We start from the raw sequence: 24,859 nt of genomic DNA on the forward strand, positions 1-24,859 counted from the left end.
TGGAGCGTCCACTGAGGACATGTCCGAACGCCCCGCTCTGCTGCTGGTGCACGGCGCCTGGCACGGCTCCTGGTGCTGGGAACCGCTGCGCACCCTCCTCGATTCCAACGGCTGGAGGGTCGGCACCGTCGACCTGCCCAGCGTGGCGCCGGCAGGCGCGCCCAGGCACGGCATGCACGACGACGCCGAAGCGATCAGGGACGCGATCGACGGTCCGACGGTGATCGTCGCGCACTCCTACGGTGGCATCCCGGCGACGCAGGCGGCCACACCCGACGTCCAGCACCTCGTCTACGTGGCCGCGTTCCTGCCGGACGTCGGCGACTCGCTCCTCGGCATGGTCGGCGGCACGCCCCCGCCGTGGTGGCGCGCGGAAGAAGACGTCGTCCACGCGCTGACGCCGGAGACCGTCTTCTTCAACGACGTCGAGGACCCGCCGACCGGCGAACTCCTGCCGCAGAGCAGGAAGGCCTTCACCGACCAGGTCACGGACGCGGCCTGGCACCGCACACCCAGCACCTACGTCATCTGCGAGAAGGACAACGCGATCCCGCCACCGGCCCAGGAGGCCATGGCGGGAAGAGCGACCACCGCGGAACGTCTCGATGCAGGACACTCCCCGTTCCTGTCCTGCCCGCGAGAACTCGCCGCGATCATCGAGCGCGTCAGCCTTCCTCGGCGATCATCTCCCGCATCCGGGTGAGCGCCCGGTGCTGTGCCACCCGCACAGCACCGGGGGTCGAGGCGACCGCCAGCGCGACCTCCTCGGCGGACAGGCCCACGGCCACCCGCAGCACGAGGATCTCGCGCTGGCGGGCCGGGAGCTTGTGCAGCAGGCGCGTGACCTGGGCCATCATCTCGCCGTTGACCGCGTGCTGTTCCGGGCCGGTCTCCAGCGAGGGGCAGTCCGGCAGCTCCGGCACGACCTCGGCGCGGTTGCGGACGGCGCGGCGGCGCGCGTCGGCGACCTTGTGCGCGGCGATGCCGTACACGAACGCGAGGAACGAGCCGGGTTCGTAGCGGTACTTCGACAACGCGCCGAGCACCGCCACGCACACCTCCTGCGCGATGTCCTCCGCTGAGACCAGCGTGCGCTCCCTGCCGCCGACACGGGCGCGGCAGTAGCGCACGATCAGCGGCTGGATGCGGCCGAGCAGGTGCTCGACCGCCCGTCTGTCTCCGGCAAGAGCGGCATCGACGAGGTCGGCGAACTCGGCTTCGGCGAGCCACTGGTTGGAGACCGGCGCTTGGCGCACCCGACGGCGCATGGGCACCGTTGGCGAATTCCAAGCCTCCTCGGCACTGAGGACGCCGACACCGCCACCGGTCCGCACGGCTGTGGGCATAACCATCCCGGCGACCTCCTCCACTACAGCGACACTGGGGGCTTCACTGAAGAAGAGACCGCAGCGAGCCGATTGATACCGCCTGCTTCAAAGAGGACCACGAAGTCCAGTCGGGTGGGGTGAGCAGCACCCTTTTGGGGTAGAACGTGGTCCTAACGGCCCAGTCTTTCGGCCATGCCGAATTGCTGCACTCCGAGGTATCCGACCCGGAAACCTGCCTCCGAGTAGGCCAGGTAGAACTCCCACATCCGGCGGAACGTGTCGTCGAAGCCCAGGTCCCGCACCTCGTCCCAACGGGTGAGGAACGTTTCGCGCCAGCGGCGGAGGGTCTCGGCGTAGTCGTCGCCGAACGACCGGGTCTCGGCGATCCGCAGCCGGGTGTGGTCGCGCACCGACTCCTCGATCGACCGCACGGACGGGATGAGCCCGCCGGGGAAGATGTACTTGTGGATCCAGGTGTAGCTGGCCTTGCTCGCGATCATGCGGTCGTGCGGCATGGTGATCGCCTGCAGACCGACGCGGCCTCCCGGAGCCAGCACGCGGTCGAGCATCGAGAAGTACTCGGGCCAGTATTCGGCACCGACTGCCTCGATCATCTCGACGCTGACGACGGCGTCGTACTGACCGTGCTCCTCTCGGTAGTCACGCAGCTCGACCGTCACCCGATCGTGGAGACCCGCGTCCCTCACCCGGTCCAGCGCCAGCTTGCGCTGTTCGGCGGAGATGGTCAGCGACGTGACCGTGGCACCCCGCTGCGCCGCCCGGATGGCGAGCGCGCCCCAGCCCGTGCCGATCTCCAGCACGCGGGAGCCGGACCGGACGCCGGCGTAGTCGAGCACACCGTCGATCTTGCGCAACTGGGCCGTGCGCAGGTCGGTCTCGCCCCGGTCGAACAACGCCGACGAGTACGTCATCGTCTCGTCGAGGAACAGCGCGAACAGCTCGTTCGACAGGTCGTAGTGCCGGTGGATGTTCTGCCGCGAGCCCGCGACGTCGTTGACCTCGGTCTGCCGCCGCTCGGCCCACCGCCGCATCCGCTGCAGGCCGGGCGGGATCAGGGTCGAGAGCTTGGCCGCGAACACCGCGAGCACGTCCGCGAGCTCGTCGGACACCCAGTCGCCCACCATGTAGGCCTCGCCGAAGCCGATCTTGGCGTCGGCGCCGAGGCGGTGGAAGAACTCGTCGGGACGGGCGAGCCGCATCACCGGGCCACCCGCTCCCCACGTCCTGCCGTCGGGGAACTGCACGGTCACCGGCAACGTGCGCACGGCGTTTCGGAACAGCGACTCGGCGATGCGGGCGCGCATCGGCGAACGCGGTGCCTTGAAGAGCCCTGGCCAGATGCCCTGACCGGGACGGGGCAAGGACAACGTGCTCATCCATCACTCCTGGGGATGATCGGGACGCGCCTGAGGTAGAGCGCGATTCCGTGGCGGCGGATCAACGCGGACACGCGCTGGGGCATCAGCGGACGGCGTAGCAGCATGCGCAGTCCCGAACTGCGCTCGCCCTTCATCGTCGCGCTGAAGGTCGTCTTCCCGTTCTGCCGCAACGCGATGGTCACGGACAGTTGGGCTCCTGGCTTCGGCAGCTTCATCACGTAGTGGCCGTCGACTTCCAGGAACGGGGAGACGTAGAACTCCTTGTCCACCGACGCACGGCCCTTGTCGTCGGTGCGCAGCAGATAGCAGTGCCGTCCGCCGTAGGTGTTGTGCACTTCCGCGACGACGCACACGAGCTCTCCGGCAGCGTCGTGGCACCAGTACACGGACAGCGGGTTGAAGACGTAACCGAGCACGCGCGCGTTGGCGAGCATCAGGACCTGCCCGCCGCCGAGGTCGATCCCGTGCCCGGCCAGCCACTCGTCCAGGTTCTCGCGGATGGTCTTGTCCGGCGACCCGAGGTGGTCGCGGGCCTCGAACCTCGCGAACGGCCGCGCCCACAGGGGAAGGCGCGGCAGTCCGTCGAGGTCGACCAGCCACATGTAGGCGCGGTGGCTGAACGACCGGTCGAGCAACTCGCGGCGCTGGTGGGTGATGAGGACGTCGTAGATCACCACGCAACCCCGAAGTGCTGGGCCGCACGCACGCCGGAGGCGCAGCCGTCCTCGTGGAAGCCCCAGCCGTGGTACGCGCCGGCGTAGGCCGTCGTGCCGGTGTTGATCTGGGTCAGACGTCGTTGCGCGGCAACGGACTCCGGCGTGTAGATCGGGTGCTCGTAGACCATCTTCGCCAGTACCCGGTCCGGGTTCACGTCGTGCGGGTTGAGCGTGACGACGAAGTCGCGGGGTTCGTCGAGCCGCATCAGCCGGTTCATGTGGTAGCTGACGAGCACCTGGTCGTTCGCTTCCCGGCAGGCGCGCTTGTAGAGGTTCCACGACGCCCGCGCGCCGGCAGCCCGCGGCAGGATCGAGGCGTCGGTGTGCAGCCACGTCTCGTTGCGGGAGTACCGGAAGGCGCCGAGCACCTCCTTCTCCTCGCGCGTCGGGTCGGCCAGCAGGCCCAGCGCCTGGTCCGGGTGCGTGGCGATGACGACGTGGTCCGCGGTGTGCAGCACGTTGTTCTCGTCGCGGACCTCCACGCCCGCGGCGGTGCGCGTCACGGCCCGCACGGGCGTGCCGACGTGCACGGCCTTGAGACCCTTCACGGCGCGTTCGACGTAGGTGCGCGAGCCGCCGACCACGGTCTTCCACTGCGGGGTGCCGCCGATGGCGAGCATCCCGTGGTTCGCGAGGAACTCGAACAGGTACCAGGCCGGGTACTTCATGCTCAGCGCGGCACCGGACGACCACACCGCGCTGACCAGCGGGATGATGAAGTGGTCGACGAAGTAGCGGCTGTACCCGCCGATCGCGAGGAACGCGCCGAGCGTGACGTCGTGCGCCTCCTCGTGGGCGAGGACGCGCTGGGCGTGCTTGTAGAACCGGGTGACCTCGGCGAGCATCCGCAGGTACCGGCCGTTGGCCGCGTTCTTCGGCTGTGCGAACAGGCCGGGCAGCTTCCGGGCCCCGGCGTACTCGAGACCGCAGCCGTCGCAGCGCACGCTCATCGACATCTCGGAGTCCTGAGTGGACACGCCGAGCTCGCGGAACAGCCTGATCAGGTTCGGGTAGGTCCGTTCGTTGTGGACGATGAACCCGGAGTCGACGGCCGTGCCGCCGATGTCGTGCGTGTGCGCGTGGCCACCGAGCCGGTCGTCGGCCTCGAACAGCGTCACGTCGTGCTTGCGCTGCAACACGTAAGCGGCCGTGAGCCCGGCAACCCCTGCTCCGATGACGGCGACCTCAGCCACGCGAGCCTCCCAACGGCACGTCGAGGCCTCGCGGCGAGGCCTCTCGCATCGCATTCGCGATGTCCGGTGCCACCGGTTCGAGCCCGAGCTCACCGTGGACGAAAGCTACGACCAGCCGGGTCCAGTCCTTCGCCCTCTTGAGCATCGCGTGCCCGTCGCCGACGACGCTGAACCGCGCCACCCGGTCCGTCACGGTCTTGGCCTGCCGCGCGAACGCCAGCGACTTCGCCGGGTCCGTCATCCGCTCCATGTCCCCGTGCGCGATGAGCAGCGCCTTGCCCCTGAGCTGCTCGAACGGCTCTCCGGGCACGAGCCACGGCGCCAGCGCGCACACGGCGACCACGCTCGGATGCCCGGCGACGCGCAGCGCGGTCCGCCCGCCCATCGAGTGCCCGACGAGCACGATCGGCTTGCCGGGGTGGAGTTCGGAGATCCGGTCGAGCGCCCACCGGGCGTCCTTCACCGGGTCGAGGCTCGGCGCGTTCCACCCGCGCACCCGGTAGCGGAGGTTCCAGACCTCGACGCCGGGGGCGCGCAGCGCGCGGGCCAGCGGAACCATCCGCAGGTACGCGAGGTTGAGGCGCCGGACCGGATCCGTGCCGTGTTCCCGTCCACCGTGCAGCACTAACACGACGGCATTCGTATCGCCCTGTGGTTTCGCCACGTCTACATGCGGATGCACACTTGATGTTCGGGAGGCCACGCCAGTTGGCTCGCCCGATGAGAGCCAGCTCACACAGGTAGTGTCCGAACCCGTGATCGACCACATCAGCATCTCCACCGAGGCCGGTTCCTTCGACGCCATCGCGTCCGGTCCCGAGGACGGCCGCCCGGTGCTGCTGCTGCACGGCTTTCCCGAGGCCGCCATCGAGTGGGAGCACCAGGTCGCGGTCCTCGGCGTGAACGGCTTCCGCGCCGTCGCCCCCGACCAGCGCGGCTACTCCCCCGGCGTGCGCCCGGAACAGGTGTCCGAGTACACGGTCACGCACCTGGTCGAGGACGTGATCGCGATCGCGGACTCGCAGGGCTGGGACACGTTCGACCTGGTCGGCCACGACTGGGGCGGCGCCGTCGCGTGGTGGACCGCGATCGAGCACCCCGAACGCCTGCGCACCCTCACCGTCTTCTCCACGCCGCACCCCGGCGCGTTGAAGACCGCGCTGCAGACCGACGAGGAGCAGGCGATGCGGTCGCAGTACATGCGCGACTGGCGTGAGCGCAGCACCGAGAAGCGCATGCTCGACAACAACGCCCAGGCCATCAAGCAGATGTTCGAGTGGCGGATCCGGCCCTCGCACGTCGAGGAGTACGTCCAGCGGCTGTCCGAGCCGGGCGCGCTCACGGCCGCGCTCAACTGGTACCGCGCCGGCAAGCCGCACGGGGCCGCGGACAAGGTCAGTGTGAAGACCATGTACGTGTGGAGCACCGAGGACGTCGCGTTCGGGTCGTTCGCGGCATTCGAGACCGAGAAGTGGTGCACCGGGCCGTACCGGTTCGAGATGGTCGAGGACGTCAGCCACTGGATTCCCGAGGAGATCCCGGAAGCGGCGTCCTCGCTGATCCTGGAGAACCTGGGCTAGCCAGCCACAGCACGGCCGCCGTGTAAGCGCAGAGCACGGCGAACCCGGCCCACCCCGGCAGTGGGAAGTACCCGGCCGACGGCGCGTAGTGGGCCGTCACCTGCGGATACTCCACCATCGTCTGTTTGACGGCGAAGCCCGCGGCCGGGGTGAGCCGGAGCAGCCACTCCGCGACCACGTCGGGCAGCAGCGGCACCCCCGTGACGGCGTAGGGCACGGCGACCAGTACCAGTCCGGCGAGGATCGCCGCCCAGCCACGGCGCAACCACACGCCGAGCCCGTACGAGAAGACGGCGCAGAGCGCGAGCGCCGCGGCGACACCGACGACCACCCGGACACCGGTCAGCGACGAAGTCTCGGCGGTCGCGACGACGATGCCGGAGGCGAGCAGGCCGGTGACGAAGGTGGCCGATCCGAGGACGGCCGCCTGGACCGCGATCGCCTGCCGGGACGACGGGCCGCGGGCGCCGTGGCGGGCCCCGAGGACGAGCACGATGATCAACGCGATCACCAGGCCGGACAACGTCTTCTCAACGCCGCGCGGACCGCCTTCACCGATCGGCCCGATGTCGCCGCTGCCGCTGATGGTGACGACGCCGTCCTTCTCCACGGCGCCTGCCGCGTTGTGGAACTTCTCCCAGTCCGTGTGGTTCATCTCGCCGACCGGCTCGCTGTTCCACGAGCCCGTTCCTCCCTGGACCTCCACGTTGTCGAAGACGCCGACGGCCTGAGTGAACCGAACCTCCTCGATCGTGCCTCCGAGAGCGGTCTCGCGGAGCGTGAGATCGCCCGGCGACGTGGCGAAGAGTCCGATCTGCACGGTCTCCGGCAGCCCGGCGAGCTCAGCGGTTCCGACGACGTGCCACTGCTCGCCGTCCGCCGACTCGGAACCGGTGACGGTGTCGCCGGAACGGGTCAGCCTCAGCCAGCGCGGGGACTGCTCCGAGACGCTGCCCGCGTTTCCGGCGACGTCGTGCACGTAGTCGTGCTGGAACCGGACACCGTGGCCACCGGTCATCGCGAGCGCCGCGTACGGCGAGCCCTGCCGCGGGCCGTCCTTGACGATGATCCCGGCCTTCGCCCACGGCACGAGCCCGGGGACGATCTGGTCGTGGCCCGGCGGCGGGTAGGTGATCGTCCCGGTCATCGCCGTCATCCGGACCGTGATGGCGCCGTCACGGCCGAGGTCCTGGTGCCGGAACCAGAACTCGTCGCTGACGCCGGACGAGGTGCCGGGGGCGAACAGCAGGCCCAGTGCGATGACGACGAGGGCCGCGGCGGCCAGGGCGATCAGACGACCCGGACTGCGGAACGCGGTCCACTCGCGACGGAGAAGCGTGGTGCTCGACATGGCCGATGGGTCTACAGATCAACGGCTAACACGGCCCGAACTCGCCTTGTCATGCCGTTGTTAGGTCGTCGCGGGCATGCTGACGGCATGAGCAGAACCGCCGGTGCCAGGTTCACGATCCTGTACGCCGCCGTGTTCCTCGTGTCCGGCGTCGGGTTGTTGGTCCTGACCTTCGTGCTGTCCGGCGGCATGAGCGACACCGCGCCCGCCGGGAACCCGCCGTCCCAGGACGCGGCACAGCAGCAAATCCAGCAGTTGCAACGACAACTGGACGAGGTGCACGCGCAGCAGGCACGCCGAATGCTGGCCGGATCGGCGCTGGCGCTGCTCGTGATGGCCGTCGTCTCGCTGCTGGCCGGCCGGGTGCTGGCACGGCGCGTGCTGCGGCCGTTGCGGACGATCACGAGCGCCACCCGGCGCATCTCCGCCGACAGCCTGGACCGGCGGCTGGCGGTCACCGGCCCGGCCGACGAGGTGAAGGGCCTCGCCGACACCATCGACGAGCTGCTCGAACGGCTCGAGGTGTCGTTCACCGCGCAACGCCGCTTCGCCGCCAACGCCTCCCACGAGCTGCGCACTCCCCTGGCGACGATGCGGGCCTCCCTGGACGTCGCGGTCGCCAAGCCCGATCCGGCGGCCTCGACGGTGGCGCTCGCCGACCGCCTGCGCGTGCAGCTGGACCGGGTCGACCACCTGCTCGACGGGTTCCTCGTGCTGGCCAGGGCGCAGCACGGCGCGCCGGCCGACTCCATTCCCGTCGACCTCGGTGAGCTCGCTGGTGACGCCTTGCACGAGCAGTCCGCCGCGATCGAGGCGAAGGGGCTGGTCGTGACGGTGGACGTACTGCGGGGAACGGTCGCCCACGGCAGTCCGGCATTGCTGGCACGACTGGTGGGCAACGTCGTCGACAACGCCGTGCAGCACAACGAGCCCGGCGGACGGGTCGAGGTCACCGGCTCCGCGGCCGAGGAGAACGTGGTGCTGGTCGTCGAGACCGGCGGGCCCGTCTTCGACCAGCGTGAGGTCGACCGGCTGGCGCAGCCCTTCGAACGACTCGGCGGCGAGCGCGTCGGCTCGTCGGGACTGGGTCTGTCCATCGTGGCCGCCATCGCCGCCGCGCACGGCGGCCGGCTCGACCTGCGCGCACTGCCGGAGGGCGGCCTGAGCGCGTCGGTCACGCTGCCTGCCGCGAAGGTGCCGGTGACCGCGTGAGGGTCCTCGTCGTCGAAGACGACCACGCCCTCGCCGAGGTCGTCGCGGAAGGACTCCGCGACCAGGGGATGGCCGTCGACCTCGCGCACGACGGGCTGGTCGTCGCGGGCCTCGACCTCGCGCCGTACGACGTGGTGCTCCTGGACCGGGACCTGCCCGGCCTCCACGGTGACGTGCTGTGCCGCATGATCATCGAGCGGGCCGGCCGGCCGATGGTGCTGATGCTGACCGCGGCGGGCGCGCCCGGTGACCGGGTCAGCGGGCTGACCCTGGGTGCCGACGACTACCTCGCCAAGCCGTTCCACTTCCCGGAGCTCGTCCTGCGCGTCCGGGCGCTGGCCCGTCGCAGACCGGACGCGAGGCCCCCGACGTTGCGCGCCGGCGGGATCGAGCTGGACCCGGTGCGCCGGACCGCCGTGCGCGACGGACGGCAACTCACCCTCTCGGTGAAGGAGTTCGCCGTCCTGGAAGCGCTGCTGGGAGCGCATCCCGGCTTCCTGAGCGCCGAGGCACTGCTGGAGCGGGTGTGGGACGAGCACGCGGACCCGTTCACCAACACCGTGACCGTGACGGTGGGCCGGTTGCGCCGCAAGCTCGGCCAGCCACCGGTCATCGCGACGACACCGGGAATCGGCTACCGGATCGACGGGAGCGTCTAGATTCGACGCCATGCGCGTGGCCGGTCTTCTTCTCGCCGCGGGGGCCGGCCGCCGGTTCGGCTCCCCCAAGGCCCTCGTCCCGTTGGACGGCAAGCTCTTCGTCGACTCGGCCGCGGAACTCCTCAGGGCCGCCGGGTGCGCGCCGGTCGTCGTGGTGCTCGGCGCGCAGGCGTCCGAAGTGCGGCGGCAGGCGAGGCTCGAAGGCGTGACCGTCGTCGACAACCCGCACTGGGACACCGGCATGGGCTCGTCGCTGCGCACCGGTCTGCACGCGGCCGGCAGCGCGGACGCGGTGCTGGTCCTGCCCGTGGACACGCCGGGGGTCACCGTCGCGGCCCTGCACCGGCTGATGGCGCTGGCCGAGCCGAAAGCGCTGGCCAGGGCCACCTACGACGGCGAGGTCGGGCACCCCGTGCTGATCGGGTCCGACCACTTCGCGGGCGTCATGGCGTCGGCGGCGGGCGACCAGGGAGCACGGGACTACCTCCGGTCGAACACCGTCCGCCACGTCGAGTGCGCTGACGTGGCGGACGGCTCGGACGTCGATCAGCCCGAGGACCTCAGGCGACGTACCGGCGGAGCTTGATGCCCGACGAGACGTTCGAGGCGCTCAGCCAGTGCAGCCCGCCACCCGCGTAGGCGGGGTCGGACACGGCGAACTCGGTGCCGCCCGCGCGGTAGCCGACGATCGTGGCGTAGTGGCCACCGGAGTAGTTGCGGCCGTTGAGGCGGATGACGTTGATGACGACCGCGTGGCCGCGGTTGGCGTTGTAGACGACGTCGGCCTTGAGCTTCGTCAGCAGCTGAGCGTCGGTCGACCACTGCTTGACCTGGTAGTAGGTCGAGCCGGTGTAGTGGTCGAGGGCGTTCTCGAGGTTCTTGATGTTGGGCAGGCCGTTCGTCGTGACCTTCATGAAGCTCGCCAGCGTGGACTGCTCGACGTACTTGCCCCGCGCCGTCAGGGCGATGCGGGCGGCGGCAGCGGAGCACCAGTAGCCGGTCTTCTGGACCTGGAACTGGTGCGGCAGCACGCCTTCGCCCTGGATACCCAGCTCGGCGGCGGCCGGGATGACGGTCTCGCCGGGAGCGGCGAACGCGACCGGCGCGGTCAGGACGGTCAGGGCGACGCCGAGCGCGGCGACGGCCCCGGTGATCTTCGCAAGCCTCATCGGAAGTGATCCCCTCAGTGGTGGCGCCGGTCCCCTGCCCGGCGCTCGGCAGAAGCTTGGCGGGAGCACCAGAACAGTCGCCACGACATTCGGGCAGAGCCTAAAAAGCCAGGTGAGGGCACTACGAGACCTGCGCGCACCTACTCAGCGTGGGCGGTGTGCACCTTTCGGCTCACTGGTCTCGAATGCCGTACACGCCCCGGATCGCTGTGCCACTCTGCTTGCCGTGCTGCGAGTCCACTTCACGGCGGAGGACCTGGCGAGGGTGCGCGTCGCCGCGGGTCCCGACCCGATGTGGGAGATCCTGCTGAGCCTGCACGTGTTGCGGCAGCGGTCGGCGGCGCCGGTGTTCGGCCCGTGGCGCGCGACCGTGCGGACGACGCTGCCCGGCACCACCCGCTGGCTGCTGCAGCTCGCACCCCCGGTCGGCTACTCCCCCGACTTCCTCACGCCCACCGCGGGCTCGTGCGCGGTCGACGCGGGCATCGACGCGGTCCTGTCCACGCCGGTGGAGTCGTTGCGCGCGGACCTGGCGCAACTGGGCCGCCAGCAGCGTCTCGACCCGCGCACGCACCTGCTGGCCAGCGGCGACGTGGCGACGCTGGACTCGCTCGGCGACGCGTTGCGCGGCTACTACGGTCACGCGCTGGCGCCGATCTGGGACGAGGTCCGCGCCGTCGTCGACGCCGACCGCGCGGTGCGGGCGCGGTCCTTCCTGGACTCCGGCTGCGAGGGCGTGCTCTCGGCGCTGCACCCGACGATCTCGTGGGCACGGCCGGTGCTGTCGATCGAGTCCCGCTTCCCCCTGCGCGACGTCCACCTGCACGGCCAGGGCCTGGTGCTCGTGCCGTCGTACTTCTGCCGGGAGCGGCCGATCATGCTGCGCGACCCGAGCCGCACGCCTGTGCTCGTCTACCCGATCGCCCGCGACCTGCACGTGACGAGCGCGGGGAAGCGGTCGCTGGAGGCGTTGCTCGGCCGCACCCGCGCCGCCGCCCTGCAGGTCATCGCGGGTGGCTGCACCACCACGGAACTGGCCCGCCGCCTGGGCATCTCGGCCGCCTCGGCCAGTGCTCACGCCTCGGTGCTGCGCGACGCCGGCCTGGCCGTCGCCCAGCGGCACCGCAACTCGGTGCTGCACACGGCCTCGGCGCTGGGCGTCGAACTGCTGGCGTGAGGTGTCAGGGCCGCGCCCGGACCGCCGCCCGCGCGCACGCGCCGGCGACGACGAGCAGCACCAGCGCCACCCACACCGGCCACAGCTCGGAGTAGGTCACCGCCAGCGCGATGTTCGTGGCCGCTGCCGCCGTGAAGACCGCCACCAGCACCACCCAGAAGTAGAAGTACCGCCTGATCCAACCCACCCCCTGTCCACGACGAGACATCGCACCCCTCATCGCGCGTATCGAGGTTTGTGGTGCGCGGGTTACTGGTGAGGTGATCTGCAATCCGGTACTACTGACCCGCATGACGACCGACACCGTGACCGGGTCCGACTACGGCAACCTCGTGCGCACGCACCTGACGCGCGTCGAGCAGCACAACGCGGCCGCGCTCGACGACGTGGCCGAGCTCGTGCTGGCCGCCGTCCAGGCGGACGGAATCCTTCTCACCGCAGGTGCGGGGCACTCGCTGGCGGCGGTCGCCGAGACCTTCTACCGCGCGGGCGGCCTGGCCTGCGTCCGTCCGATCTACCACCCCGAACTGCTCCCGATGCACGGCGCGATCAGCAGCACGTCGGCCGAACGGCGCTCCGGCCTCGCGGGCGAAGTCCTGCGCGAGTCGGGTCTCGCGCCGCACGACGTCCTGTTCGTGTTCTCGACCTCGGGCGTCAACTACTACCCCGTCGAACTGGCCCAGGAGGCCGCGAGCAGGGGCTGCCCGGTCGTCGGCGTCACCTCGGTGGCGTCCAGCGCGCAGGCTCCCCGCCGCGCGGGCGCGACCCTGGCCGAGGTCTCGACCGTCGTCCTCGACAACCTGGTCCCGCCCGGTGACTCGACCTACCCGGAGCACGCCCCGGTCACCGCGGCGATCTCCACGCTGGCGACCACGTTCCTGTGGAACCTGCTGATGGTCCGCCTGATCGACAAGGCGACCGAGTCCGGTGTGCAACTGCCGTTGTGGCGCAGCGCGAACGTGGAGGGCGGCGACGCGGCCAACGCCGACCTGCTCCGCCACTACCAGACCCGCATTCCGCAACTCGGATGAGTAGAAACCCTCACAGATCCTCTGCGTTCTGCCGTTAGTCTCCCACCGGGGAAAGCACTTACCTGGGGGAACAGTGGAACAGAAGACCCGTAGATGGATCCTGATCAGCGGGGCGCTCGTCACGACGGCCGTGGTCGGCGTGGCGGGCACCCTGCTCTGGTCGGGCAGCAGGACGGTGGTGATCGCCGACGCACCGGCGAAGAACACCGAGACCCCGTCGCAGATCGCCCACTCCTTCCTGAGCAGGGCGTTCTCCGGGCCCGCCAGCGCCGCCGTCTTCACCGACGCGCCGGACGCGGCGACCACGGCCCTGGAGGCCACGAAGGCCGGGATGAGCACGTCCGCCTACCAGGCGAGCGTGACGACGACCGAGGTTCCGCCCGCCGGCGCGCAGACCGCCGAGCTCACGGCGGCCGTCACGTGGACGATGCCGAGCGCGAGCGTGATGAAGTACGACGTCAAGCTCTCCATGAAACGGGTGAACGACGCCTGGAAGGTCCACTGGGACCCCACCGTCATCCACCCGCAGCTCACCACCGGCGCCGCCCTCACCTACCGCAAGGCGCTCGCCGAAGGTGCCCTGCTCGGCCGCAGTGGCAGCCCGCTGGACGCGCGTTCCCTCCCGGACGGCCTGTACAAGACGATCGTCGGGGTGGTCGGCGACGTGCAGGGCGTCGACGGCTGGGAGGTCGGCATCACCGCGGGCGGCGCGTTCACGAAGCTCGACGGCAAGAAGGCCGAGGGCGGCGAGAAGATCACCGTCACCGTCGACCCGAACCGGCAGGCGGCGGCCCAGGCCGCGGTGGACGCGCTCCCGCAGGGCGCGGCGATCGTCGCGATCGAGGCCTCCACCAGCGAGATCCTGGCCGTGGCGCAGAACAAGGCGATGGTCGGCACCAACCCGTTCATCGGCCGCTACGCCCCCGGTTCGACGATGAAGATCGTCACCGCCGCGGCGGCCATGAACGCGGGCCTCGTCCAGTCGGGCACCGCCGTCCCGTGCCCGGCCAAAGCCACCATCGGCACCCGCACGATCAGCAACGCGGGCTTCGGCCACGACAGCGTGCCGTTCCACACGGCGTTCGCCCTGTCCTGCAACACGACGTTCGGTGAACTCGGCTCGAAGCTCGACGCGAACGCCCTGCCGGCCATGGCGAAGCGGTTCGGGCTGGGCGCCGACTGGGCCGTCCCCGGCGCCGAGACCAACACCGGCAAGGTCCCGCCCGCCACCGGTGACCAGCAGGTGGAGAACAGCTTCGGCCAGGGCAACGTGATGGCCAGCCCGTTCGGCATGGCGCTGGTGGCGGCGACCGTCGTGTCCGGCAGGACGCCGACGCCGACGTTGTTGCGCGGCAAGCCGTCCGAGGCGAACGACGTGGCGGCGGCCCCGCCCGCGGGCGTCCTGCCGCCGTTGCGCGCGATGATGCGCGAGGTCGTCACCTCCGGAACCGCGAAGCAGCTCGCCGGGATCCCCGGCCTGGCCGGGAAGACCGGCACGGCCGAGGTGGGCAGCGGCTCCGCCCACGGCTGGTTCGTCGGCTACCAGAACAACGTGGCGTTCGCGGTCGTCGTGGAGAAGGCCGGTTCGTCGGAGAGCGCGATGAACGCCACGGCGGCGTTCCTCAAGGGCTGAACCGCTGCTCTCGCGGAACGAGCAATCCGCGGTGGAACGCCTCGGTGACCGCCGCCGCCCGGTCGCTCACCTCGAGCTTGGCGTAGATGTTGAGCAGGTGTGACTTGACGGTGGCCTCGGTGATGAAGAGACCCCGGGCCACGTCGCGGTTCGTCGCCCCGCCGGCGACGAACCGCAGCACCTCCAGCTCACGCGGGCTGAGCACCTCCGCGACGGCACCGCGCACCCGTTTCATCAGCAACGCCGCCGCGGCCGGGGCGAGCACGGCCTCGCCCCGCGCGGTGGCCCTGACCGCGCGCACGAGTTCGTCCCGCGGAGCGTCCTTGAGCAGGTAGCCGGTGGCGCCCGCCTCGATCGCCGCGACCACGTCGCCGTCGTTGTCGTAGGTGGTCAGCACCAGCACGTGCGTGGTGCCGGCCAGTTCCCTGGTCGCGGCGATGCCGTCCGTGCCCGGCATGCGCAGGTCCATCAGCACGACGTCGGGTGCGAGCGTTTTCGCGAGCCGCACCGCCTCGGCGCCGTCACCCGCCTCCCCGACCACCTCGAAGCCGGGGTCCTGGGCGAACAGGCTCGTGAGACCGTCCCGGACGACCGGGTGGTCGTCGACGACCAGCACCTTGATCACGCTCTCGCCTCCACTGGCACGCGGGCCGAGACTCCTGTGCCCGCACCGGGTTCGGACTCGATCTGCACGGTGCCCGCCAGACCTTCGATCCGCTGCCGCATCGCCTCGAGCCCGAACCCGTGCCCGGTCCGCGCGTGGTCGAAGCCGCGGCCGTCGTCCCGCACGTCCAGCGCCACCTCGTTCTCCAGGTACGACAAGGTGACGCCGACCCGGCCGGCCCGCGCGTGCCTCGCCACGTTCGCCAGCGCCTCCTGCGCCGCCCGGAGCAGCGCGAACTCGGCCTCGTGCGCGAGCGGCCGCGCCTGCCCGGTGGTGACGACCCTGGCCGGGATGTCGTGCAGCGCCGACCACTTCTCGGTGACGCTGGTGAGCGCCTCGTGCAGCCGGGCGGTCCGCAGCGGTTCGGGACGCAGTGCCGAGACGGACCGTCTCGTCTCGTCGAGGCTCTCCCGGGCGAGCCCGGCCGCGGCCGTGACGTGCCGCCGCCACGTCGACTCGTCGGCCGCGCGGAGCTGGCTGATGATGCCGGTCAGCCCCTGGGCCAGGGTGTCGTGGATCTCCCGCGCCATCCGCTGGCGTTCGTCGCGCACCCCGGCCTCCCTGGCCTGCGCCACCAGCTGCTCGTGCAGGGTGGCGTTGTCCGCCAACGACTCCGCGAGCCTGCGGTTCGCCTCGCGTGCCTGGGCGAGCGCCTCCTCGCGGTCCGCCTCCTGCCGTTCAAACTTGCGCAGCACGAACGCGTACGCGCACATCGGCACGGCGTTGCCGGCCATGACGGCGACCCAGATGGCGACGCCGCCGACCGTGGACTTGTCGATTCCGTACGCCTGGGCCGTTCCCGCGATGGCCGCGACGCCTGCGATGGCGGCCGGCTGCCAGGGGAAGGGCACTGTCCGGAACGTGTAGAAGTACGGCACCGGGGTGAGGAACCCGAACAACGGGTTGAGCACCACCAACACTCCCGTGAGCACGGTCAGCCCGCCGGCGAACACCCAGGGGTGGGCGGTTTTCAGCGCCATCCCCGCCGCCAGCCAGGCCGCCACGACCGCGCACAGCACGAGTTCGGCGAGCACCGGTCGTTGGTCGAGCGTGGTGGCGGCGGCCAGCAACGCCAGCAGGACGTACGGCCACCGCGCCACCGGAATGCTCATCCGCGTCCCTCCCCAGGTGTGCGCGAGCCTAGCGAGGTTCGATGGCCTGGCGAGGTTCGATCGCGAGGGCGTGCGTGAAGACGTTGCGCGGGTCCCAGCGGGCCTTGATCCGTTGCAGGCGCGGGTAGTTGTCCTTGTGGTAGAGGCACTGCGCGGACACGCCGGACGTGTTCCACCGCGGGTCGGCCAGGTCGGCGTCGGCGTAGTTGATGTACGAACCGTCGTTGACCTCGTTGGGCACCGGCACGCCACCGGTGTCCGCGTACACGTCGCGGTAGAGCGCGCGCACCCAGGCGAGGTTGGCCGCGTCTTCCTGTTCCTCGGTCCAAACCGACTGGTAGACCGCCTTCATCACCACGTCCCGTTGCGCGATCGCGGTGTCCTGCGGCTTCACCGCGTTGGCCTGCCCGCCGTAGCCGATCAGCAGCACGCTGCCCGACTCCCCACCCGGCGTGATGAGGTTGCGCCACAAGGCGTTCAGCTGCTTTGGGGTGAACGATCGCCGCAGGTAGGCCGCCTTGATCTTGTACCGCCGGGTGAGCACGTCCCCCGGCTCGCCGGTGCCCGGCCACGTCATCCGGTGCAGCCACGGCATCGGCTTGCGCAGGTCGAACACCGGCGTGAGATCGAGGCCCGCCGACACCGCGCGCACGAACTCCGTGATCATCGCGTCGACTCCCGGCAGGTCCGCGTCGGCCTGCACCGCCAGCATCACGACCCCGCCGGCCTGGTGCTTCACCTCGAGGATCCCGTACAGCCCAGCCTCCGGGACGCCCGGCGCGCTGTGGCGCTCGTGCCACGTCCCGAAGTTGCGCAGCACCCCGTTGAGCTTCTCCTCGGTGAACTGCCCCCAGTCCCAGAACACCACGTGCTGCACCATGTTCCTGGGCACGGGTGGCAACAGGTGCTCGCCTCCGGGCGACCGCAGCCAGTACTGGGTCACCACCCCGAAGTTGCCGCCACCGCCCCCGGTGTGCGCCCACCACAGTTCGCGGTTCGGGTCGTCCTCCTCCCGCGTCGCAACCACGACGCGTGCCTTGCCGTCCTTGCCGACCACCACGACCTCGACGCCGTACAGGTGATCCACCACGGCCCCGTACCGCCGCGACAACGGCCCGTACCCGCCACCCGCGATGTGCCCTCCGGCCCCTACCTCGGGACATCCGCCGCCGGGAATCGTGACGCCCCACCCCGCGCACAACGCCCGGTACACCTGCCCGAGCGTCGCACCGGGCCGCACCGAGAACGCCTGCCTCCGCTCGTCGAACCCGACCTCGTTCATGGCCGACAGGTCGAGCAACGTCCTGACCTCGGGCGCGGCCGTGAGGTTCTCGAAGCAGTGCCCACCGCTGCGCACCGCGATCCGCCGCCCGGCCCGCACCGCCTCGTCGACCGCACGCACCACCTGGTCTGCCGACGCCGCCACCCGGATCTCGTCGGGCTGCCCGGCGAACCGGAAGTTGTTGCCCCGCAGGAGGTTCTCGTACCGCACGTCGCCGGGCCCGATCCGCACGGCCGCCTGGCCCGGCCCCGCGGGAGCGCCGGCCGCGCGTCCCTGACCCATCAGGCCGCCTGCCGCCACGACTCCCGCGCCCGCCATCAGCGCCCGCCGGCTCAGGTGCCCGCCCCCGGAGTTGCTCATCGCCGTCCCCTCCACGTTGTGGTCTCCCCGTGGCGGAAGGAGTTCCTGGAGCGCAAGCCGTTGGCGCGAAGCGACCACAGCAGGTCATGCGGCCCCGGAAACGCGTCAGGGACTTCCCTCCGCCTCGGTAGCTCTCACCGTGGCGGAACGAAGTCCCCGCGACATCAGCCGATCACCCGGCACGAGGGATGAGCCGCGGACCAACCGATCGGCTGGTCCGCACCCCGGCCGGAGTCAGTTCGCCTGCGGCACCCCGAGCCGTTCGCTGAACTTCGGCGTCGGCAGCACGCCGACGACCGGCGGCTCGGCGAACTGGGTGTTGTACAGGTCCGCGTAGCGGCCCTCGGCCGTCATCAGCTCGGTGTGCGTGCCTCGTTCGACGATGTCGCCGTGCTCCAGCACCAGGATCTGGTCGGCCGCGCGGATCGTCGAGAGGCGGTGGGCGATCACCAGGGACGTGCGGCCCTGCAGCGCCTCGGTCAGCGCCTCCTGCACGGCGGCCTCCGACTCCGAGTCGAGGTGCGCGGTGGCCTCGTCCAGGATCACCACGCGGGGCTTCGCGAGCAGCAGACGGGCGATGGTGAGGCGTTGCCGCTCGCCACCGGACAGGCGGTAGCCGCGCTCGCCGACCACCGTGTCGAGCTGGTCCGGCAGCGAGGTCACCAGGTCCAGCAGGCGGGCCCGGCGCAGTGAGTCCCACAGTTCGTCGTCGGTGGCTCCGGGGGCGGCGTACTCCAGGTTCGCCCGGATCGTGTCGTGGAACAGGTGGCCGTCCTGGGTGACCACGCCGACGGACGAGCGGAGCGCGTCGAAGGTCAGGTCGCGGACGTCGACGCCCGACAGGCGCACGGCGCCGGAGTCGACGTCGTAGAGCCGCGGGACGAGTGAGGCGAGGGTGGACTTGCCCGCCCCGGACGAGCCGACCAGCGCCACGAGCTGACCTGCCTCGGCCTTGAAGCTGATGCCGTGCAACACTTCCTCGCCGCCGCGAGTGTCCAAAGTGGCCACGGACTCCAGCGAGGCCAGCGACACCTTGTCCGCGGACGGGTAGGCGAAGCGCACGTCGGAGAACTCCACCGACACCGGGCCCTCGGGCACCGCGCGGGCGTCGGGCTTCTCCTTGATCATCGGGTCGAGGTCCAGCACCTCGAAGACGCGCTCGAACGACACCAGCGCCGTCATCAGGTCGACGCGGGCGTTCGCGAGCGCCGTCAGCGGGGCGTACAGGCGGGTCAGCAGGAGGGCGAGCGACACCACGGCGCCGGCCGCGAGGTGCCCGGTCAGCGCGAGGTAGCCGCCCAGGCCGTAGACCAGCGCCTGCGCGAGGGCCGAGACCAATGTCAGGCCCGTCATGAACCAGCGGGTGGCCATCGCCGTCCGGATTCCGATGTCGCGGACCTGCGCGGCCTTCTCGGAGAACTCCTCCTCCTCACGGGCCGGACGGCCGAAGAGCTTCACCAGCGTCGCGCCGGGCGCGGAGAAGCGCTCGGTCGACTGGGTGACCATCGAGGCGTTCAAGGTCGAGGCCTCGCGCTGCATGTCCGCCATCCGGCGGCCCATCCGCTTGGCCGGCAACACGAACACCGGCAGCAGCACCAACGCCAGAGCCGTGACCTGCCACGACAGCGTGAACATGACACCCAGCGACAGCACCAGCTGGATGATGTTCGTGACGAAGCCGGACAGCGTCGAGGTGAAGGCGCGCTGGGCGCCGATCACGTCGTTGTTCAGGCGCGAGACGAGCGCGCCGGTGCGGGTGCGCGTGAAGAACGCGACGGGCATCTTCTGCACATGACCGAACACGGCCCGGCGCAGGTCGTAGATCAGGCCTTCACCGATGCGCGTCGACTGCCAGCGCTCGACCACGCCCAGACCGGCGTCGACCACGGCGATCAGCGCGATCGCCACGGCGAGCCACACGACGACCGAGGGGACGGAGCCGCGGACGATCGCGTCGACCACGCGACCGGCCAGCAGCGGCGTCGACACCGCGAGCACCGACGAGACGACCGTCAGCAGCAGGAACACCAGCAGCTTCGCCCGGTGCGGCCCGGCGAAGGCCAGCACTCGCCGGAAGGTCCCCCGGCGCACCTTGGCAGGCGCGTCCGAGGTCACCCCCATCATGAATCGCCAAGAGCTGTAACCGTCCACGCTGATAAGAACAGCACAGCGGTCTGACAATTCCTTCGCGGACGACTCGCGAACGGGAAAGGTTCAGCTTTGAGCGGACAGAGCCGCGAACGACTGGAGCCGGCGCAGCTGGGCGGCGCGCTCCACCGCGAGCTGGGTCTGCGCGTCGACACCCGAGGCGGCGGACGCGATCAGCGCCAGCGTCTCCGTCACGGCACCGGCCATCGGCTTCAGCACGGCGGCCACCAGCTCGTCGACGGCGGCGTCCAGCCCGTCCGCGGGCACGACGGAGTTCGCGAGGCCGATCCGCAGCGATTCCTCCGCCTTGACCCGGCGGGAGGTCACGCACATCTCGGCCGCGCGCGAGTACCCCACGAGTCGCACCAGCGGCAGCGTGCCGCCGAGGTCGGGCACCAGACCCAGCCCGGTCTCGGCCATGCAGAACTGCGCGTCCTCGGCGAGCACGCGGAAGTCGCACGCCAGCGCCAACTGGAACCCCGCGCCGATGGCATGCCCGTGCACAGCGGCGATCGTCACGCGTGCCGGGTCGCGCAGCCAGGTGAACCCGGCCTGGTACGACGCGATGCGGGCGTCCGCCTCCTCAGGAGACAGCGCCAGGATCGCCCCGAGACCACCGGGTTCGCCGTCGACGGGCTCACCGGTGAACATCCGCCGGTCCAGCCCCGCCGAGAAGGCGCGGCCGGAACCCCGGACGACCACGACGCGGACGTCCGGGTCCAGCTGTTCGCCGATGTGCCGCAACGCCTGCCAGGTGGCCGGCGTCTGCGCGTTGAGCACGTCGGGACGATCGAGCGTGATGGTCGCGCGCGGCCCGGAGATCGCGAGCCGAACGCCACCGCGCTCGAGCACGCCAGCGTCGATGGAAGGCACTGGCATGGTCGTTACCTCCGGCGGACTAGAAGCTAGTTACCGGAGAGTAGCAGTCTGAGTTTTGGTTACTTCTTCTTCGTCCGGGTGGCGCCACCGCGACCGCGCAGCGTGACCCCGGATTCGGAGAGAACCCGGTGCACGAAGCCGTAGGAACGCCCGGTGCTCTCCGCCAAAGCCCGGATGCTCGCGCCCTTTTCGTACTTCTTCTTCAGGTCAGCGGCCAGCTTGTCCCGCGTGGCGCCGGTGATCCGGGCACCCTTCTTCAGGTCAGCCACCTTGTCCCGCCTTCCGTACGAGCAGGTGGGCCGTTGCACGGCCCCTGTCGTCGCAATGATCGAACAGGAACCGGCAGAACGCCAGGTGATCAAGCAAAGAGATCGCCGAACGGTCGATTCGATCACACTGAGTTGATCACAGAACGCGCTCGGTAACCCTTTGACGGGTGGAGATCACGCCAGCTGAACGAGGTCCAGGTAGTCCTCGGACCAGTGGTCCTCGGTGCCGTCGGGCAGCAGGATCACCCGCTCCGGCTCCAGTGCCTCGACCGCGCCGGGGTCGTGCGTCACCAGGACGACAGCGCCCTCGTAGCGCCGCAACGCGTCGAGAACCTGCTCGCGCGAGGCCGGGTCGAGGTTGTTCGTCGGCTCGTCGAGCAGCAGCACGTTCGCCGCCGACGACACCAGACCGGCCAGTGCGAGCCGCGTCTTCTCGCCACCGGACAACGTGCCCGCGGGCTGGTCGAGCTGCTCGCCGGTGAACAGGAACGTGCCGAGCAGCGAGCGCAGCTTCTGCTCCTGCTCGTCCGGCGCCATGTGCCGGATGTTCTGCCACACCGACGCGTCGTGGTCGAGCGTCTCGTGCTCCTGCGCGAAGTAGCCGATCTTCAGGCCGTGACCGGGCACGATCTTGCCCGCGTCCATCTTCTCGCTGCCGCCCAGCAACCGCAGCAGCGTCGTCTTGCCGGCGCCGTTGAAGCCGAGGACGACGACGCGGGAACCCTTGTCGATGGCCAGGTCCACGCCGGTGAAGATCTCCAGCGAGCCGTAGGACTTGCTCAGACCCTCTGCCATCAAAGGGGTCTTGCCGCACGAGGCGGGCGCCGGGAAGGTGATCCGCGCGACCTTGTCGCTCTGGCGCACGTCGTCGAGACCGTCGAGCAGCTTCTGCGCGCGCTTCGCCATGTTCTGCGCCGCAACGGCCTTCGTGGCCTTCGCGCCCATCTTGGCGGCCTGCACCATCAGCGCGCCGGCCTTCTTCTCGGCGTTGGCGCGCTCACGGCGACGGCGCTTCTCGTCCGTCGCGCGGGCTTCGAGGTACTTCTTCCAGCCGAGGTTGTAGATGTCGACCTCGCCGCGGATCGCGTCGAGGAACCACACCTTGTTCACGACGTCGTCGAGCAGCTCGACGTCGTGGGAGATCACGACGAGGCCGCCGTCGTGCGACTTGAGGAAGCCGCGCAGCCACGTGATCGAGTCGGCGTCGAGGTGGTTCGTGGGCTCGTCGATCAGCAGGATCGTGCTCGACTTGGCGCCGACGCCGGCCTCGGAGGCGGCGAACAGGATGCGGGCCAGCTCGACGCGGCGGCGCTGACCACCGGACAGCGTGCTCAGCGGCTGCGCGAGGACCCGGTCCGGCAGACCGAGGTTCGAGCAGATGCGGGCGGCCTCGGACTCGGCGGCGTACCCGCCCAGCGAGGAGAAGCGCTCCTCCAGCTTGCCGTACTTGGTGACGGCCTTGTCGAGCTCGTCGGGGTCGACCAGCTCGGACATCTTCGACTGGGCCTTCTCCATGTCGCGGAGCAGCTGGTCGAGGCCGCGCGCGGACAGCACGCGGTCCTTGGCGATGACGGAGAGGTCGCCCTCACGCGGGTCCTGCGGCAGGTAGCCGAGCGCGCCCTTGCGCATGATGGCGCCGGCGTACGGCTCGCCCTCACCGGCGAGAACGCGGAGGGAGGTGGTCTTGCCGGCACCGTTGCGGCCCACGAGGCCGATGCGGTCGCCGGGCTGAACGCGCAGGTTGGCGCCGCTCACGAGAATGCGTGAGCCCGCGCGCAACTCCATGTCAGTTGCGGTGATCAAGAGAAACTCCGAGTGGCTTGCGTTCTGTGCCCTGCAAATCAGCACAGCCGGGCATGACAAGGGATGGCACGTCCGGGCCGGCCTACTCGAGGAGGATCACGCGAACCATTCTACGGGATCACGGCCATCGGATTTCCCACCTGTGGCGGGACGCATAGATTGCGGCTATGAGCGAAGACTTCTCGGGCAGGGCCGCGCTGGTCACCGGCGCGTCCCGCGGCATCGGCCTCGGCATCGCGCGCGAGCTCCTCTCCCGCGGCGCCTCCGTCACGATCACCGGCCGCAAGGCCGACCAGCTGGCCGAGGCGGCGAAGCAGCTGGAGGCGGACACGGGCGGTCGTGTGCTCGCCGTCGCGGGCAACGCGGGCGACGACGCGTCCCGGGAAGAGGCCGTGACGCGCACGGTCGAGGAGTTCGGCAGCCTCGACGTGCTCGTGAACAACACCGGCATCAACCCGCAGTACGGCTTCCTGATGGACGCCGACCTCAACGCGGTCCGGAAGATCTTCGACGTCAACGTGGTGGCCGCGCTGGGTTTCGTCCAGCTCGCGTGGAAGGCGTGGATGGGCGAGCACGGCGGCGCGGTCGTCAACGTCGCGTCGATCGGCGGCATCCGGTCCACGGGCGTGATCGGCGCGTACGGCGCGTCCAAGGCGGCGCTGATCCGTCTGACCGAGGAACTCGCGTGGCAGCTCGGCCCGAAGGTGCGCGTGAACGCCGTCGCGCCCGCCGTGGTGAAGACGAAGTTCGCGGAGGCTCTCTACGTCGGCCGCGAAGAAGAGGCGGCGCAGCAGTACCCGATGAAGCGCCTCGGCACGCCCGAGGACGTCGCCTCTCTCGTGGCTTTCCTCTGCTCCGACGGCGCTTCGTGGATCACGGGTGAGACGGTCCGCGTCGACGGAGGCCTGCTCTCCACCGGAACCGCTGGTTAGGCGCTGTCCTGTAAGTCTCGTCGGGCGACAGCGGCAGCCGAGGGCCCGCGTCTCTCACCAGACGAACTCGCAGGACAGCGCCTAGTCCGGCACCACGCCCAGCACGTCGAGGAACGCGGCCGCCGCCGGTGTCGGCCCGGCCGCGCTCCACACCAGGTGCTCCACCCGCGAGGGCCCGTCGACGATCGGCACCGTCACCACCCCGCTGAGCTGCGGCGTGTACCGCGACGGCAGCACGGCCACCGCGAGCCCCTCGCGGATCAGCCCGGCCATCAGCTCCGCGGTCGTCACCTCGAACGCCACCTCGCGGTGCAGTCCCGCGATCGAGAAGGCCTGGTCCGCCTGCATGCGCCCGGGAGAGTTCGCCGGGAAGTCCGCGAACAACTCCTCGGCCAGGGCCTTCAGGTTCGTCGACTCCAGGCTCGCCAACGGGTGCGAGGGCGCCACCACGGCAACGTGGTCGTCCCGCGCCAGCTCACGTCCGCGCACGCCCTCCGTCCGCACGCCGAGCGGCAACCCGAGGAACGCGAGGTCGAGCCCGCCCTCCCGGACCTGGCTCACCATCTCGTAGCTCGTCGACATCCGCAGCGCGACCCGGACCTGCGGATACCGGTCCCGGAACACCTTCAGCGCGGCGGGGAGGTCCACGGCGGCGACGGTCGGGATCACGCCGACGACCACCCGTCCGCGCACCTCCCCCACCGCCGCGGCGACCTCGGCCGCCGCCCGTTCGGCGAAGTCGAGGCACTGCCGCGCGGACGGCAGGAACGCCGCTCCCGCCGGAGTCAGTCGCACGCTGCGACTGGTGCGCTCGAAGAGTCGCGCGCCGAGCGAGCGTTCGAGGCGCGCGATCTGATGGCTCAGCGCCGACTGGACGACGAGGCATTGGCGGGCGGCCTTCGTGAAACTGCCGGTCTCGGCGACCGCGATCACGTACCGCATCTGCTGGAGCTCCACTCCA

At 70.5% G+C, this 24,859-nt stretch carries 25 protein-coding genes; 9 read left to right on the forward strand and 16 right to left on the reverse strand.

All coding sequences use genetic code 11. From position 1 onward, the window contains the following. Positions 1 to 19: 19 nt before the first annotated feature. A complete protein-coding gene (locus tag PV646_RS26990) occupies positions 20 to 703 on the forward strand; it encodes an alpha/beta fold hydrolase (RefSeq protein ID WP_500344986.1) in 684 nt (227 codons plus the stop codon). Here PV646_RS26990 and shbA read toward each other — a convergent pair. From shbA to PV646_RS27015, 5 genes are all read right to left on the reverse strand, one after another. Beyond that, positions 666 to 1,268: an RNA polymerase sigma factor ShbA gene (shbA, locus tag PV646_RS26995; RefSeq protein WP_452253951.1), complete on the reverse strand. Its 603-nt coding sequence runs from the start codon at positions 1,266 to 1,268 to the stop codon at positions 666 to 668. The genes PV646_RS26990 and shbA overlap by 38 nt on opposite strands. A gap of 230 nt (positions 1,269 to 1,498) precedes the next feature. Then, entirely contained in the window at positions 1,499 to 2,725 is a 1,227-nt protein-coding gene (locus PV646_RS27000) for a class I SAM-dependent methyltransferase (RefSeq protein ID WP_500344987.1), read from the reverse strand. Further along, positions 2,722 to 3,402, reverse strand: a complete 681-nt coding sequence (locus PV646_RS27005) for a DUF1365 domain-containing protein (protein ID WP_500344988.1) — start codon at positions 3,400 to 3,402, stop codon at positions 2,722 to 2,724. Before PV646_RS27005 ends, PV646_RS27000 begins: the two co-directional genes overlap by 4 nt. After that, on the reverse strand, positions 3,399 to 4,637 hold the full coding sequence (locus tag PV646_RS27010) for an NAD(P)/FAD-dependent oxidoreductase (RefSeq protein WP_500344989.1): 1,239 nt from the start codon (positions 4,635 to 4,637) through the stop codon (positions 3,399 to 3,401). Before PV646_RS27010 ends, PV646_RS27005 begins: the two co-directional genes overlap by 4 nt. Next, positions 4,630 to 5,268 (reverse strand): alpha/beta hydrolase, encoded by a 639-nt coding sequence (locus tag PV646_RS27015; RefSeq protein WP_500344990.1) that lies wholly within the window; start codon positions 5,266 to 5,268, stop codon positions 4,630 to 4,632. Before PV646_RS27015 ends, PV646_RS27010 begins: the two co-directional genes overlap by 8 nt. 124 nt (positions 5,269 to 5,392) lie before the next feature. On the opposite strand from PV646_RS27015, the gene PV646_RS27020 reads away from it, so the two are divergent. Then, positions 5,393 to 6,217 (forward strand): alpha/beta fold hydrolase, encoded by an 825-nt coding sequence (locus tag PV646_RS27020; protein ID WP_500344991.1) that lies wholly within the window; start codon positions 5,393 to 5,395, stop codon positions 6,215 to 6,217. On the opposite strand, the gene PV646_RS27025 is transcribed toward PV646_RS27020, so the two are convergent. Continuing rightward, positions 6,150 to 7,568, reverse strand: a complete 1,419-nt coding sequence (locus tag PV646_RS27025; RefSeq protein WP_500344992.1) for a DUF1349 domain-containing protein — start codon at positions 7,566 to 7,568, stop codon at positions 6,150 to 6,152. The two genes, PV646_RS27020 and PV646_RS27025, sit on opposite strands and share 68 nt — an antisense overlap. An 87-nt stretch (positions 7,569 to 7,655) precedes the next feature. Here PV646_RS27025 and PV646_RS27030 point away from each other — a divergent pair, with 87 nt between their 5' ends. The 3 genes from PV646_RS27030 to PV646_RS27040 are packed head-to-tail and all read left to right on the forward strand — an operon-like array spanning position 7,656 to position 10,025. Then, a complete protein-coding gene (locus PV646_RS27030; RefSeq protein WP_500344993.1) occupies positions 7,656 to 8,780 on the forward strand; it encodes a sensor histidine kinase in 1,125 nt (374 codons plus the stop codon). Continuing rightward, on the forward strand, positions 8,777 to 9,439 hold the full coding sequence (locus PV646_RS27035) for a response regulator transcription factor (RefSeq protein ID WP_500344994.1): 663 nt from the start codon (positions 8,777 to 8,779) through the stop codon (positions 9,437 to 9,439). Before PV646_RS27030 ends, PV646_RS27035 begins: the two co-directional genes overlap by 4 nt. A gap of 10 nt (positions 9,440 to 9,449) precedes the next feature. Continuing rightward, positions 9,450 to 10,025: a nucleotidyltransferase family protein gene (locus PV646_RS27040; protein WP_500344995.1), complete on the forward strand. Its 576-nt coding sequence runs from the start codon at positions 9,450 to 9,452 to the stop codon at positions 10,023 to 10,025. Here PV646_RS27040 and PV646_RS27045 read toward each other — a convergent pair. After that, a complete protein-coding gene (locus PV646_RS27045; protein ID WP_500344996.1) occupies positions 10,000 to 10,608 on the reverse strand; it encodes a C39 family peptidase in 609 nt (202 codons plus the stop codon). The two genes, PV646_RS27040 and PV646_RS27045, sit on opposite strands and share 26 nt — an antisense overlap. Positions 10,609 to 10,834: 226 nt before the next feature. Here PV646_RS27045 and PV646_RS27050 point away from each other — a divergent pair, with 226 nt between their 5' ends. Then, positions 10,835 to 11,785 (forward strand): ArsR/SmtB family transcription factor, encoded by a 951-nt coding sequence (locus tag PV646_RS27050; protein ID WP_500344997.1) that lies wholly within the window; start codon positions 10,835 to 10,837, stop codon positions 11,783 to 11,785. Between the two features lie 4 nt (positions 11,786 to 11,789). Here the strand turns inward: PV646_RS27050 and PV646_RS27055 are convergent, their stop codons facing one another. After that, on the reverse strand, positions 11,790 to 11,972 hold the full coding sequence (locus tag PV646_RS27055; protein WP_500344998.1) for a hypothetical protein: 183 nt from the start codon (positions 11,970 to 11,972) through the stop codon (positions 11,790 to 11,792). Between the two features lie 103 nt (positions 11,973 to 12,075). Here PV646_RS27055 and PV646_RS27060 point away from each other — a divergent pair, with 103 nt between their 5' ends. Both PV646_RS27060 and PV646_RS27065 read left to right on the forward strand, forming a co-directional pair. Beyond that, positions 12,076 to 12,816 carry an SIS domain-containing protein gene (locus tag PV646_RS27060; RefSeq protein ID WP_500344999.1) on the forward strand — a complete coding sequence of 247 codons (741 nt, stop codon included), beginning with the start codon at positions 12,076 to 12,078 and terminating at the stop codon, positions 12,814 to 12,816. Between the two features lie 73 nt (positions 12,817 to 12,889). After that, entirely contained in the window at positions 12,890 to 14,449 is a 1,560-nt protein-coding gene (locus tag PV646_RS27065) for a penicillin-binding transpeptidase domain-containing protein (protein ID WP_500345000.1), read from the forward strand. Here PV646_RS27065 and PV646_RS27070 read toward each other — a convergent pair. From PV646_RS27070 to PV646_RS27100, 7 genes are all read right to left on the reverse strand, one after another. Then, positions 14,439 to 15,074 carry a response regulator transcription factor gene (locus tag PV646_RS27070; protein ID WP_500345001.1) on the reverse strand — a complete coding sequence of 212 codons (636 nt, stop codon included), beginning with the start codon at positions 15,072 to 15,074 and terminating at the stop codon, positions 14,439 to 14,441. The genes PV646_RS27065 and PV646_RS27070 overlap by 11 nt on opposite strands. Further along, the gene (locus PV646_RS27075) at positions 15,071 to 16,225 is read right to left on the reverse strand and encodes a sensor histidine kinase (protein ID WP_500345002.1); all 1,155 of its coding nucleotides are present in this window, start codon (positions 16,223 to 16,225) and stop codon (positions 15,071 to 15,073) included. Before PV646_RS27075 ends, PV646_RS27070 begins: the two co-directional genes overlap by 4 nt. A 28-nt stretch (positions 16,226 to 16,253) precedes the next feature. Beyond that, on the reverse strand, positions 16,254 to 17,867 hold the full coding sequence (locus PV646_RS27080) for an FAD-binding oxidoreductase (protein ID WP_500345003.1): 1,614 nt from the start codon (positions 17,865 to 17,867) through the stop codon (positions 16,254 to 16,256). A gap of 234 nt (positions 17,868 to 18,101) precedes the next feature. Then, complete coding sequence (locus PV646_RS27085) at positions 18,102 to 19,982, reverse strand: ABC transporter ATP-binding protein (RefSeq protein ID WP_500345004.1); 1,881 nt, start codon at positions 19,980 to 19,982, stop codon at positions 18,102 to 18,104. Positions 19,983 to 20,081: 99 nt separating this feature from the next. Beyond that, the gene (locus PV646_RS27090) at positions 20,082 to 20,888 is read right to left on the reverse strand and encodes an enoyl-CoA hydratase/isomerase family protein (RefSeq protein WP_500345091.1); all 807 of its coding nucleotides are present in this window, start codon (positions 20,886 to 20,888) and stop codon (positions 20,082 to 20,084) included. Positions 20,889 to 20,953: 65 nt separating this feature from the next. After that, complete coding sequence (locus PV646_RS27095; RefSeq protein ID WP_030473247.1) at positions 20,954 to 21,163, reverse strand: helix-turn-helix domain-containing protein; 210 nt, start codon at positions 21,161 to 21,163, stop codon at positions 20,954 to 20,956. Between the two features lie 174 nt (positions 21,164 to 21,337). Then, complete coding sequence (locus PV646_RS27100) at positions 21,338 to 22,966, reverse strand: ABC-F family ATP-binding cassette domain-containing protein (protein WP_500345005.1); 1,629 nt, start codon at positions 22,964 to 22,966, stop codon at positions 21,338 to 21,340. Positions 22,967 to 23,133: 167 nt separating this feature from the next. Here PV646_RS27100 and PV646_RS27105 point away from each other — a divergent pair, with 167 nt between their 5' ends. Beyond that, entirely contained in the window at positions 23,134 to 23,898 is a 765-nt protein-coding gene (locus PV646_RS27105; RefSeq protein WP_500345006.1) for an SDR family oxidoreductase, read from the forward strand. Between the two features lie 81 nt (positions 23,899 to 23,979). Here PV646_RS27105 and PV646_RS27110 read toward each other — a convergent pair whose 3' ends face one another. Then, positions 23,980 to 24,855 carry a LysR family transcriptional regulator gene (locus tag PV646_RS27110; protein WP_500345092.1) on the reverse strand — a complete coding sequence of 292 codons (876 nt, stop codon included), beginning with the start codon at positions 24,853 to 24,855 and terminating at the stop codon, positions 23,980 to 23,982. Between the last annotated feature and the right edge of the window lie 4 nt (positions 24,856 to 24,859).

Source organism: Streptomyces sp. ID05-26A, assembly GCF_033794685.1.
GTDB lineage: Bacteria > Actinomycetota > Actinomycetes > Mycobacteriales > Pseudonocardiaceae > Lentzea.